The sequence below is a fragment of the Enterobacter cloacae subsp. cloacae ATCC 13047 genome (assembly GCF_000025565.1).
Taxonomy (GTDB): Bacteria; Pseudomonadota; Gammaproteobacteria; order Enterobacterales; family Enterobacteriaceae; genus Enterobacter; species Enterobacter cloacae.
Genome location: NC_014121.1, coordinates 2,807,461 through 2,820,048, shown reverse-complemented (window position 1 = coordinate 2,820,048; position 12,588 = coordinate 2,807,461). Strand labels below are relative to the sequence as shown.

The 12,588-nt window shown below is 56.5% G+C and carries 8 protein-coding genes; 4 read left to right on the top strand and 4 right to left on the bottom strand.

The window, feature by feature from the left end; all coding sequences use genetic code 11:
* Positions 1 to 242 precede the first annotated feature (242 nt).
* From aat to trxB, 4 genes are all read right to left on the bottom strand, one after another.
* Entirely contained in the window at positions 243 to 947 is a 705-nt protein-coding gene (aat, locus tag ECL_RS13585; RefSeq protein WP_013097324.1) for a leucyl/phenylalanyl-tRNA--protein transferase, read from the bottom strand.
* Between the two features lie 45 nt (positions 948 to 992).
* The gene (cydC, locus tag ECL_RS13580; RefSeq protein WP_013097323.1) at positions 993 to 2,714 is read right to left on the bottom strand and encodes a heme ABC transporter ATP-binding protein/permease CydC; all 1,722 of its coding nucleotides are present in this window, start codon (positions 2,712 to 2,714) and stop codon (positions 993 to 995) included.
* Positions 2,714 to 4,480 (bottom strand): heme ABC transporter permease/ATP-binding protein CydD, encoded by a 1,767-nt coding sequence (cydD, locus tag ECL_RS13575; protein WP_013097322.1) that lies wholly within the window; start codon positions 4,478 to 4,480, stop codon positions 2,714 to 2,716. The genes cydC and cydD overlap by 1 nt, the downstream gene beginning before the upstream one ends.
* A 114-nt stretch (positions 4,481 to 4,594) precedes the next feature.
* Entirely contained in the window at positions 4,595 to 5,563 is a 969-nt protein-coding gene (gene trxB / locus ECL_RS13570) for a thioredoxin-disulfide reductase (RefSeq protein ID WP_013097321.1), read from the bottom strand.
* A 544-nt stretch (positions 5,564 to 6,107) separates the two neighbouring features.
* Here trxB and lrp point away from each other — a divergent pair.
* The 4 genes from lrp to rarA all read left to right on the top strand — a co-directional run bounded on the left by lrp (position 6,108) and on the right by rarA (position 12,535).
* Positions 6,108 to 6,602, top strand: coding sequence for a leucine-responsive transcriptional regulator Lrp (lrp, locus tag ECL_RS13565; protein ID WP_000228469.1), 495 nt, complete (start codon positions 6,108 to 6,110; stop codon positions 6,600 to 6,602).
* Positions 6,603 to 6,737: 135 nt separating this feature from the next.
* A complete protein-coding gene (locus ECL_RS13560) occupies positions 6,738 to 10,442 on the top strand; it encodes a DNA translocase FtsK (RefSeq protein WP_013097320.1) in 3,705 nt (1,234 codons plus the stop codon).
* A gap of 128 nt (positions 10,443 to 10,570) precedes the next feature.
* Positions 10,571 to 11,182 carry an outer membrane lipoprotein periplasmic chaperone LolA gene (lolA, locus tag ECL_RS13555; RefSeq protein WP_013097319.1) on the top strand — a complete coding sequence of 204 codons (612 nt, stop codon included), beginning with the start codon at positions 10,571 to 10,573 and terminating at the stop codon, positions 11,180 to 11,182.
* A gap of 9 nt (positions 11,183 to 11,191) precedes the next feature.
* On the top strand, positions 11,192 to 12,535 hold the full coding sequence (rarA, locus tag ECL_RS13550; RefSeq protein ID WP_013097318.1) for a replication-associated recombination protein RarA: 1,344 nt from the start codon (positions 11,192 to 11,194) through the stop codon (positions 12,533 to 12,535).
* The last annotated feature ends 53 nt before the right edge of the window (positions 12,536 to 12,588 follow it).

Here is a 12,588-nt window from a genome sequence, read left to right as displayed (position 1 = left end):
ATAATGCCGAAATTCATCAATTAAGTAAAGAATTGCGCGTTTAAAACGCAGCAAAACAGTTTCGGCGCATTGCCCAAGCGTCACGGTACAACCGAACGGAAAGCGCATTCGTAAAGGGGATACAACAGGATAAACGTCAGGACGTTATCTGAAGCGAAGGTCCCAAACGGCGGCGGGGCAACAGGCAGAAGCTACTCTGCGGCATAATTATAACACCCTCATAAAAAATATGCGGAAAACATTTAGACATTGGGCATAAAGAGTGTCCGCGGTACCCAAAAATCGCGCGGCAGCTTCTCCTGACGGCAGTTATCCAGGTGCTCAATGTAGTGGCGGCGGGAGATTTCAACCGCACCGAGGGAGGCGGTATGCTCGTTCAGAACCTGACAATCCAGCAACTGCCCGCCGCGCTGAGCAAACTCCTGGCAGAAAACCAGCAGGGCCGTTTTCGAGGCGTTTACCGCCCGGGAGAACATCGACTCACCGCAGAACAACGTCCCCTGCGCGACGCCGTACATACCGCCAACAAGTTCGCCACCTTCCCACACCTCAATGGAGTGGGCGTAGCCAAGCTCGTGCAGTTGATGATAGGCAGTGATGATATCGCGGGTGATCCATGTCCCCTCATGACGGTCTTCCGCACACCCTTCTATCACCTGACCGAAGGCGTGATTCAATGTGACCCGGTACGGTGATTTTGCGTGGAAACGCTTCATGCTGCGGCTCAGGTGAAACTGCGTGGGCCAGAGCACGGCGCGCGGATCGGGAGACCACCATAAAATAGGGTCACCAGGTGAAAACCACGGGAATATGCCGCGCTGGTAGGCCATCAGGAGCCGGGCAGGGCTGAGATCGCCGCCAAGTGCCAGCAGCCCATTGGGTTCACGCAGCGCTCCCTCTGGCGACGGGAACGCAATGTTATGACGAGAAAGCTGGACCAGGCGCATGACAGCAAAACTCCAGTACGCGAGTGAGGACGCTACAAATATAGTCTACAGACGCTGTTTAAACTGGTAGTAGCGACCCTGTTTCGTCAACAGCTCTGCGTGACTACCTTGCTCAATAATGTGTCCGTTGTCCATCACAATTATCCGATCAAAACTTGCCAGTCCACGCAGGCGGTGTGTCACCATCAGGACGGTTTTACCGGCCATAACATTCGCAAGTAAATCAAGGATCTGGCTTTCAGTTGTCGCATCAAGCCCTTCTGTGGGCTCGTCGAGCAACATCAGCGGCGCATCATGCAGCAGCGCGCGCGCAATCGCCAGACGACGCAGCTCACCGCCAGAGAGTTGACGACCGCCTTCACCCAGCCAGCTGTTCAGGCCATCGTCTTCAAGCAGCTTATGCAGCCCGACCTGCTCCAGCATGGCGCGGAGTACGTCATCAGTGGCCTCCGGTGCAGCCAGCTGCAGGTTATCGCGCAGCGTGGCGCTGAAGAGATGAACGCGCTGCGGAACCACGCTGACGGTTTTGCGCAGCGCCTGTTCGCTGAAGTCTGCCAGCGGAGTTCCGTTAAACTGAATCTGACCTTGCTGTGGATCCCAGGCTCGCGTTAACAGTTGCAAAAGCGTGGATTTGCCGCAGCCGGTACGGCCGAGGATCGCAATCCGCTGACCCGCATCCACAGCGAGGCTAATGCCTTCCAGCGCATTCTGTGCCTGCTTGTCATAGGCGAAGGTGACGTTATTGAGTGTCAGGGCAACCTGCTCAGGCGTGGCCGTTTGCTCTGCGGTGAACTTCACCTCCGGATCCTGCTCCGCAATCTCCGTGATGCGCAGGGCGGAGGCGATGACCTGGCCGAGATGCTGGAAGGCACCCGTCACCGGCGCCAGCGCTTCAAAGGCCGCCAGGGCACAGAATACGAACAAGGCAATCAGAGGGCCCGGCTGTGCGTTATTGCCAACGCCACCGGACGCCATCCAGAGCATGGCGATGACCGCGACACCCCCGATTAACATCATAAGCGCCTGAGAGAACGCGGTAAGCTCAGACTGACGGCGCTGGGCTTCATGCCAGTTCAGTTCTGTGTTCTCCATTCGCGCACGGTAGCGCTCGCTGGCGCCAAATATCGTCAGTTCGGCCTGCCCCTGTAACCAGGAGGTGAGCTGCTGGCGGTACTCCCCGCGCAGACGCGTCAGGTTCTCTCCGGTGGATTTACCCGCGCGGTAAAATAGCGGCGGCAGGATAATGAGCGTCAAAAGCATGATCCCGCCCAGCGTCAGCGCAACAGGGACATCCAGCACCGACAGACCCAGCGTGACTACCACAATCACCACAAACGCGCCGACAATCGGTGAAATCACGCGCAGGTAGAGGTGATCCAGGGTGTCGACATCCGCAACCACACGGTTGAGCAATTCCCCCTGACGAAAACGCGCCAGTCCGGCAGGGGAGAGGGGCAGCAGTTTACTGAAGGTGTAAATGCGCAGATGTTGCAGCACGCGGAATGTCGCGTCATGGCTGACCAGTCGCTCGAAGTACCGTCCTGCCGTACGGGTAATGGCAGTGCCGCGGACGCCCGCCGCCGGAAGCATGTAGTTGAAGCTGTAGAGCCCGGCAACCCCCGCCACGGCAGAGGCAGACAAGAACCAGCCGGAAAGTGTGAGCAGGCCGATGCTGGCAAGCAGGGTCACAATGGCCAACACGATGCCCAGCGTCAGCATCCATTTGTGGCGTTTATAGAGCGCGAGATAGGGAAGCAGGGCACGCATCAGATGTCCTCCTGACGATTCGCCAGCAGGGCAGCGAAGGGGCCCTGCGCGGTAACGAGAGAGGCGTAATCGCCTTGCTCAACAATACGACCGTTTTCCATGACCCAGATCTGGTCCCAGTCGGCAATGCCTTCCAGCTGATGAGTGACCATCAGGGTGGTTTGCTGCCGCGAGGCGGCGTTCAGGGCCGCCATCACGCGCTGTTCACTGTGCGCATCCAGGCTGGCCGCCGGCTCGTCCAGCAGCATTAACTGGCATGGATTAAGCAACGCGCGGGCGACCGCCACGCGTTGCGCCTGGCCCACGGATAACCCGGCAGACTGATCGCCGACAACGGTATCGACGCCATGCGGAAGCAGCGGCAGAAACTCGCTGACCCAGGCGCGGTCGAGAACAGATTGCAACTCGTCTTCACGTGCATCCGGGCGAGCCAGCAGGACGTTTTCCCGCAGCGTCGGGGCTGGCAGCTGCGGGTTTTGCCCCACCCAACTGAGCTGTTTTCGCCAGGCGTTCGGATCGAGATCGCGCAGTTCGGTTTTGTTGATGCGCAGTGAGCCGGTATAAGCCATAAAACCGGATAACGCATTAATCAGCGAGCTTTTCCCTGAACCACTGGTCCCTACCAGCACCACCCGTTGCCCGGCGGGTAAGGTAAAGTTCAGTGGGCCAGCCAGCACTTTCCCTTCCGGTGACAGGATAGAGAAATCACGTGCTTCAATGGTCACGGGTTCATTGGCGTTCAGCGTTACCTCTCCCCGCTCCGGATGCGCCAGCGGCGTCTCCAGGAACGTTTTCAGGCTGTCAGCCGCGCCAACGGCCTGCGCTTTGGCATGGTAGAAGGTGCCAAGATCGCGAAGCGGCTGGAAAAATTCCGGAGCCAGAATAAGCGCCAGGAAACCGGCCGACAGCGTTACCGCCGTGCCGTAATGACCAAAATCCAGCGCGCCGAGATACGAGAAACCAAAATAGACCGCCACGAGGGCGATAGAGAGCGAGGTAAAGAATTCCAGTACGCCAGACGACAGAAACGCCAGACGTAACACTTCCATCGTGCGCTGACGGAAATCCTGCGACGCCAGGCGAATGTTTTCCGTTTCGGCTTCACCCCGGCCAAAAATGCGTAACGTCTCCATGCCGCGCAGACGGTCAAGGAAATGGCCGCTCAGTCGACCCAACGCAAGGAAGTTACGGCGGTTCGCATCGGCCGCTCCCATCCCCACCATCGCCATAAACAGGGGGATCAGCGGGGCGGTACCCAGCAGGATCAGCGCAGCTACCCAGTTGACAGGGAAAATGGTTATCACAATCAGCAGCGGGACGCAGACGGCCAGCGCCATCTGCGGAAGGTAGCGGGCGTAGTAGTCGTGCATATCGTCAATCTGTTCAAGGATTAACGTTGCCCAGCTTCCGGCTGGTTTTCCCTGGATCCATGCGGGCCCGGCTTCCTGAAGACGATCAAGCACCTGTCGGCGAATTTCGTAGCGAATATGCTGCCCCGCGTGAAAACCAACGCGTTCGCGCAGCCAGACAACCCAGGCGCGCAGAATGAAAACCAGGATCAGGACGATGAAGGGCAGCAGAAGCGCTTCACGCGGAATGTTCTCCATGATCATATGATTGAGAATGCGGGCCAGCAGCCATGCCTGGGCAACAATCAACAGACCACTGATCAGTCCCAGAAGACGGGAAATCATGAGCCAGCGGCGGGAAAGAACGCTCTGCTGTTTTAGCCAGCGTGTTAACTCTTGTTGACGGGTTTTTTCCATTGCGTGCTTTGCAGGTGATGTTATTAGAAAGTGGGCAGCGCAATGTTACAACGAGGAGACAATAAAGGCGACTTATCGCCGCCTTTATTTACGTTTGTTACTGACTTGTAAAGATTATTTACCTTGTTCAGCCAGCCCATCAAGGTAGCGTTCAGCGTCCAGCGCGGCCATGCAACCGGTGCCTGCGGAGGTGATCGCCTGACGGTAAATGTGGTCCATGACGTCACCAGCAGCGAACACACCCGGGATACTGGTCTGGGTCGCGTTGCCGTGAATACCGGACTGCACTTTGATGTAGCCGTTTTCCAGCTCCAGTTGCCCCTCGAAGATCGCCGTGTTCGGGCTGTGACCGATAGCCACAAACAGGCCCGCCACTTCCAGCGTTTCGACGTTATCGGTGTTCTGGGTATCACGAATACGCAGACCGGCAACGCCCATCTGATCGCCCGTCACTTCTTCCAGCGTACGGTTGGTGTGCAGCACAATGTTGCCGCTCGCCACTTTATCCATCAGACGTTTGATCAGGATCTTCTCGGCGCGGAAGGTGTCGCGACGGTGGATAAGGTGCACTTCAGAAGCGATGTTCGCCAGATAGAGCGCCTCTTCTACGGCAGTGTTACCGCCACCGATGACCGCGACTTTCTGGTTGCGATAGAAGAAACCATCGCAGGTTGCGCAGGCAGAAACACCGCGACCTTTGAACGCCTCTTCTGACGGCAGGCCGAGGTAGCGGGCAGAAGCGCCCGTTGCGATGATCAGCGCATCGCAGGTGTACTCGCCGCTGTCGCCCGTCAGGCGGAACGGACGGTTCTGCAAATCGACCTTGTTAATATGGTCGAACAGAATTTCGGTTTCGAATTTAGCCGCATGCTCGTGCATACGCTCCATCAGCAGCGGCCCGGTCAGGTCGTTAGGGTCGCCTGGCCAGTTTTCCACTTCAGTGGTGGTGGTCAGCTGACCGCCTTTTTCCATACCGGTAATCAAAACCGGTTGCAGGTTAGCGCGTGCAGCATAGACCGCCGCGGTATATCCCGCAGGTCCAGAACCAAGAATTAGCAGCTTACTGTGTTTGGCCGTGCCCATGAGATCCCCATTGTTGTTGGCAGACAGTTGGCTGGATTGTAGGGAATTTGTTGCCGTAAAAAAAGAGCACAGCAATGTTGATCTCAATCTGTACGATAGGCAATGACGATAAATTGAGCGCTATAACATCAGGCTTACTTCTTAAATTCGCTTGTTTATAAGGCAATAAAATGAGGATTAATACCCCACCGAAATGAATATCCGGCATGTTGTACTAAAAATCGATGTTTTGCTTTGACAATCCCCTGCGCTTTTGCGAAAACATTCAAGGAAGAAAAAAAACCGCGTTAACCGTGTGCCGCATAGGCATGCATGTAAATGCCATTTTTACCGGGTCAGTGAAATCTACGCATGGCGTGGACAGACGCCATACGTGATGTCGGTGACTGCCTTCGGGCAACGGTCTTCTTACCAACAGAACCCGAATCCGCATCGCGTCTAATAGATAACCAGGCGATGTGATGACTAACGGGTACAGGCTCTGAACAGTGATGTGCACAGGGTCCAGGCAGGAGTAGGGAAGGAATACAGAGAGACAATAATAATGGTAGATAGCAAGAAGCGCCCTGGCAAAGATCTCGACCGTATCGATCGTAACATTCTTAATGAATTGCAAAAGGATGGGCGTATTTCCAACGTCGAGCTTTCAAAACGTGTGGGACTTTCCCCGACGCCGTGCCTTGAGCGTGTGCGCCGACTGGAAAGACAGGGTTTTATTCAGGGCTATACGGCTCTGCTGAACCCGCATTATCTGGATGCCTCACTTCTGGTATTTGTTGAGATTACTCTGAATCGTGGTGCACCGGATGTGTTTGAGCAATTTAACGCCGCTGTACAAAAACTTGAAGAAATTCAAGAGTGTCATCTGGTTTCTGGCGATTTCGACTACCTGTTGAAAACCCGCGTACCAGATATGTCCGCCTACCGTAAGCTGCTGGGTGAAACCCTGCTGCGTCTGCCAGGCGTGAACGACACCCGTACCTATGTGGTGATGGAAGAGGTCAAACAGAGCAATCGTCTGGTTATTAAGACGCGCTAACACGGAACAGGTGCAAAATCAGTGTAGTTTGATTACACTCCTGTTAATCCATACAGCAACAGTGCCGGGGTGTCCCGGCGCTGTTGTCCGTTTTAGCAAACAGGCAGGATATGCCTGATACCTGGAGAGCCTTTCTTGAGCCAGGAATACACTGAAGACAAAGAAGTCACATTATCGAAGCTAAGCAGCGGACGTCGGCTCCTTGAGGCGTTGCTGATTGTTATTGCCCTTTTTGCCGTCTGGCTGATGGCAGCCTTACTCAGTTTCAACCCCTCAGATCCCAGCTGGTCACAAACTGCATGGCATGAGCCTATCCATAATTTAGGCGGCGTTCCCGGTGCCTGGCTTGCGGACACCCTGTTTTTCATTTTCGGTGTGATGGCCTATACCATTCCCGTCATTATTATTGGCGGATGCTGGTTTGCCTGGCGCCATCGTCAGAACGACGACTACATCGACTATTTCGCGGTTTCGCTGCGCCTGATAGGCGCGCTGGCGTTGATCCTCACCTCCTGCGGGCTGGCAGCCATCAACGCCGATGACATCTGGTATTTCGCGTCTGGCGGGGTCATCGGTAGCCTGCTGAGCTCTGCGTTACAGCCTATGCTTCACAGCAGCGGCGGTACCCTGGCATTGCTGTGTATCTGGGCGGCAGGATTAACGCTGTTCACCGGCTGGTCGTGGGTGAGCATTGCCGAGAAGATCGGCAGTTTTGTCCTCACTATTCTGACCTTTGCCAGCAACCGTACCCGTCGTGACGACACATGGGTCGATGAAGACGAATATGAAGATGAGTACGAAGAGGAAGACGATGCGCCAGTACAGCGTCGTGAATCTCGTCGTGCACGTATTTTGCGTGGAGCACTGGCACGCCGTCAGCGCGTCGCCGAGAAATTTGCCAACCCGCTGGGTCGTAAAACCGATGCGGCGCTCTTCTCCGGTAAACGCATGGACGAAGACGATCATGTTGAGTACCGTTCAGCCGGTGCCGCCGTTGATCCTGATGATGTGCTTTTCTCTGGCAGTCGCGCCACGCCGGGCGATTTTGATGAATACGATCCACTGCTAAACGGTCACTCTGTTACCGCACCGGTTGCCGCCGCGGCAGCCGCGACCACGGCGGCGCAGGCTTATGCAGCACCAGCGGAAGCCGTTATGCCGTCTGCGTCGGTTCCCGCTCCCGAGTCCGCTATTCAACAGCCTCAGGTAGAGTGGCAAACGGCGCCTGGCGTTCATACGCCAGAGCCGGTTATCGCACCAGAGCCAGAAAGCTATGCGCCGGTCCAGCAGGAACCGTGGCAGCAACCTTATCAGCCTGAGCCCGTTCATGAGCCGCAGGGGTACCCGTACGACGAGCAGCCCGTCGCGCAACCGTATCAGGAGTATGTCCCTGAGCCTGTTCCGCCTGCTGAGCCTTACGTCGCGCCTCAACCAGAACCTGAGGTGGTGGAAGAGGTCAAACCGTCTCGTCCGCCAATGTACTATTTCGAAGAGGTTGAAGAGCGCCGTGCCCGTGAGCGCGAGCAACTGGCAGCATGGTATCAGCCTGTTCCTGAGCCGGTGCAGGAGCCTGTTGTGAATACACCTTCTGTCTCCCCACCGCCGGTTACTCCAACGCCTGCGGTTGCACCAGTGGCAGAGAGCGTGAAACAGGCTACAGCAGCCGCTTCGGCTGCGGCGCCGGTCTTTAGCCTGGCGACAGGTGGAACACCACGTCCTCAGGTAAAAGAGGGGATTGGCCCGCAGTTGCCGCGTCCTAACCGCGTGCGTGTGCCAACCCGCCGCGAGCTGGCATCCTATGGCATTAAACTGCCTTCTCAGCGTATGGCTGAGGAGAAAGCCCGTGAATCTGATTACGACGATGATGCAGATGAAATGCAGCAGGACGAACTGGCGCGTCAGTTCGCCGCACAGCAGCATCAGCGCTATGGCGAGGAGTATCAGCACGATCATCCTGCTCAGGCGGACGATGATGATGCAGCAGAGGCAGAATTAGCACGCCAGTTTGCGGCCACCCAGCAGCAACGCTATTCAGGTGAGCAACCTGCTGGTGCGAACCCGTTCTCGCTGTCGGATTTCGAATTCTCACCGATGAAAGATCTGGTCGATGATGGTCCGAGCGAACCGCTGTTCACGCCGAGCGTCATGCCGGAAGCCGAGCCGGTGCGTCAGCAGCCGGCCCCTGCGCCACAGGCTTACGCCCAGCCGCAGCAGCCTGCGCCACAATCTTATGCGCAGCCACAGCAGCCACAGCAGCCACAGCAGCCACAATTCCAGCAGCCTCAGGCACAGCCGCAGGAAAGTCTCATTCATCCGCTGCTGATGCGTAACGGTGACAGTCGTCCGTTGCAACGTCCGAGCACGCCTCTGCCGTCGCTGGATCTGTTAACGCCGCCGCCAGCAGAAGTTGAGCCGGTCGATACCTTCGCGCTGGAGCAAATGGCCCGTCTGGTAGAAGCGCGTCTGGCTGACTTCCGCATTAAAGCGGACGTGGTCAACTACTCTCCAGGCCCTGTCATTACCCGTTTCGAACTCAACCTGGCGCCTGGCGTTAAAGCCGCGCGTATTTCAAACCTGTCCCGCGACCTGGCGCGTTCTCTGTCGACCGTTGCGGTTCGTGTGGTTGAAGTTATTCCTGGTAAACCTTATGTCGGTCTTGAGTTGCCGAACAAAAAACGTCAGACCGTTTACCTGCGTGAAGTGCTGGACAACACCAAATTCCGCGACAACCCTTCACCACTGACCGTGGTGCTGGGTAAAGATATCGCGGGTGAGCCGGTGGTAGCCGATCTGGCGAAAATGCCTCACCTGCTGGTCGCGGGTACAACCGGTTCCGGTAAGTCGGTGGGTGTGAACGCCATGATCCTCAGCATGCTCTACAAAGCGCAGCCGGAAGATGTCCGTTTCATCATGATCGATCCGAAAATGCTGGAACTGTCGGTCTATGAGGGGATCCCGCATCTGCTGACGGAAGTTGTGACCGACATGAAAGACGCGGCCAACGCTCTGCGCTGGAGCGTCAACGAGATGGAGCGCCGTTATAAGCTGATGTCGGCTCTGGGCGTGCGTAACCTTGCCGGATATAACGAGAAAATCGCCGAGGCGGCGCGGATGGGTCGTCCAATTCCCGACCCATACTGGAAACCGGGCGATAGCATGGATGCCCAGCATCCGGTGCTGGAAAAGCTGCCTTACATCGTCGTACTGGTGGATGAGTTCGCCGACCTGATGATGACCGTCGGTAAGAAAGTGGAAGAGTTGATTGCCCGTCTGGCACAGAAAGCGCGTGCGGCCGGTATTCACCTCGTCCTGGCGACGCAGCGTCCTTCTGTGGACGTCATTACGGGTCTGATTAAAGCCAACATTCCGACCCGTATCGCCTTTACCGTATCAAGCAAAATTGACTCGCGTACCATCCTTGATCAGGGCGGTGCTGAATCGCTGCTGGGGATGGGGGATATGCTCTACTCCGGCCCGAACTCCACCTCTCCGGTGCGCGTTCACGGCGCATTCGTTCGCGACCAGGAAGTGCATGCCGTGGTGCAGGACTGGAAAGCGCGCGGTCGTCCACAATACGTTGACGGCATTACCTCCGACAGCGAAAGCGAAGGCGGCGGCGGTGGCTTTGACGGCGGCGAAGAGCTGGATCCGTTATTCGACCAGGCGGTTAATTTTGTTACCGAAAAACGCAAAGCGTCGATCTCCGGCGTTCAGCGTCAGTTCCGTATTGGCTACAACCGCGCGGCGCGCATCATTGAGCAGATGGAAGCCCAGGGCATTGTCAGTGAGCAGGGGCATAACGGTAACCGTGAGGTGCTGGCTCCGCCGCCGTTTGATTGATCTTCAGCGTGTGCAAAGAAGGGTAAATCAGCCAAATTTAAGCATTTTCTTCTGTCACCTGCCTGCGGGCAGGTCCAGAATAGAAAACGGAAACCCCATTTCGGGATGACGTATTTTAAGGAACAACAATGAAAAAAATCGCAATCGCCTGTGCATTACTCACCAGTTTTGTCGCCAGCAGCGTCTGGGCTGATGCGGCCAGCGACCTTAAAAGCCGCCTGGATAAAGTGAGCAGCTTCCACGCCAGCTTCACGCAAAAAGTGACTGACGGCAGCGGTAATGCGGTGCAGGAAGGCCAGGGCGATCTGTGGGTAAAACGCCCAAATCTTTTCAACTGGCACATGACTCAGCCGGATGAGAGCATCCTGGTCTCTGACGGCAAAACCCTGTGGTTCTTCAACCCGTTTGTTGAGCAGGCAACCGCCACCTGGCTGAAAGATGCGACCAGCAACACGCCCTTTATGCTGATTGCCCGTAACCAGGCCAGCGACTGGCAGCAGTATAATATTAAACAGAACGGTGATGAGTTTGTCCTGACGCCAAAAGGCAGCAACGGCAACCTGAAGCAGTTCACCATCAATGTAAGCACCAACGGTACCATCAATCAGTTCGGCGCCGTTGAGCAGGACGATCAGCGCAGCAGCTATCAGCTCAAATCACAGCAAAATGGCGCTGTCGATGCATCTAAATTTACCTTTACCCCGCCGCAGGGCGTAACGGTGGACGACCAACGTAAGTAAGAGGCATGAGTGGGCAACCTGTCGCTCGATTTTTCAGATAATGCGTTTCAACCTCTGGCCGCGCGTATGCGGCCAGAAAATTTAGCTCAGTATATTGGCCAGCAGCACCTGCTGGCTGCGGGTAAGCCGTTGCCGCGGGCCATTGAGGCCGGGCATCTGCACTCGATGATCCTCTGGGGACCACCCGGTACCGGTAAAACCACGCTTGCTGAAGTGATCGCCCGCTACGCTAACGCGGACGTCGAGCGCATCTCGGCCGTCACATCCGGTGTGAAGGAGATCCGCGAGGCAATCGAGCGCGCGCGCCAGAACCGTAACGCCGGGCGACGAACCATCCTCTTTGTGGACGAAGTCCATCGCTTTAATAAAAGTCAGCAGGATGCATTCCTGCCGCACATCGAAGACGGCACCATCTTTTTCATTGGTGCCACCACCGAAAACCCGTCGTTTGAACTCAACTCGGCACTGCTTTCCCGGGCGCGCGTCTACCTGCTTAAATCGCTCACCACCGAGGATATTGAAAACGTCCTCACCCAGGCGATGGACGACAAAGCCCGCGGCTATGGCGGACAGGACATTGTCCTGCCTGACGACACGCGTCGGGCAATTGCGGAGCTGGTCAACGGCGATGCGCGGCGGGCGCTGAATACCCTGGAAATGATGGCCGATATGGCCGAAGTCGACGACGCCGGCAAACGGGTATTAAAACCGGAACTGTTGACCGAAATTGCCGGTGAGCGTAGCGCCCGTTTTGATAACAAAGGCGATCGCTTTTACGATCTGATCTCGGCGCTGCATAAGTCGGTACGCGGCAGCGCGCCGGATGCCGCGCTTTACTGGTATGCACGCATTATCACTGCCGGTGGCGATCCGCTGTACGTCGCGCGTCGCTGTCTGGCGATTGCCTCAGAAGATGTTGGCAATGCCGATCCGCGCGCCATGCAGGTGGCGCTTTCGGCCTGGGATTGTTTTACTCGCGTCGGGCCGGCAGAAGGTGAGCGCGCTATTGCTCAGGCGATTGTCTATCTGGCCTGCGCGCCGAAAAGTAATGCCGTCTATACCGCATTCAAAGCGGCCATGTCGGATGCGCGTGAGCGCCCGGACTACGATGTGCCGGTGCATCTGCGTAATGCGCCAACGAAGCTGATGAAAGAGATGGGTTACGGGCAGGAGTATCGTTACGCTCACGATGAACCCAACGCTTACGCGGCCGGGGAGGAGTATTTCCCGCAGGAAATGGCACAAACCCGCTATTATCACCCCACAAACAGAGGTCTTGAAGGCAAGATTGGCGAAAAGCTCGCCTGGCTCGCCGGACAGGATCAAAATAGCCCTATAAAACGCTACCGTTAGTTCAGTCGTTGCGGTAATGTTGGCATTGTATCCCTGTGGCCGCAGGCTGTGGC

Excerpts from the sequence above, each read along its gene's own strand:
- lrp (WP_000228469.1), top strand. The coding sequence starts at position 6,108 with ATGGTAGATAGCAAGAAGCGCCCTGGCAAAGATCTCGACCGTATCGAT.
- aat (WP_013097324.1), bottom strand. The coding sequence starts at position 947 with ATGCGCCTGGTCCAGCTTTCTCGTCATAACATTGCGTTCCCGTCGCCA.
- lolA (WP_013097319.1), top strand. The coding sequence starts at position 10,571 with ATGAAAAAAATCGCAATCGCCTGTGCATTACTCACCAGTTTTGTCGCC.
- trxB (WP_013097321.1), bottom strand. The coding sequence starts at position 5,563 with ATGGGCACGGCCAAACACAGTAAGCTGCTAATTCTTGGTTCTGGACCT.
- cydC (WP_013097323.1), bottom strand. The coding sequence starts at position 2,714 with ATGCGTGCCCTGCTTCCCTATCTCGCGCTCTATAAACGCCACAAATGG.
- cydD (WP_013097322.1), bottom strand. The coding sequence starts at position 4,480 with ATGGAAAAAACCCGTCAACAAGAGTTAACACGCTGGCTAAAACAGCAG.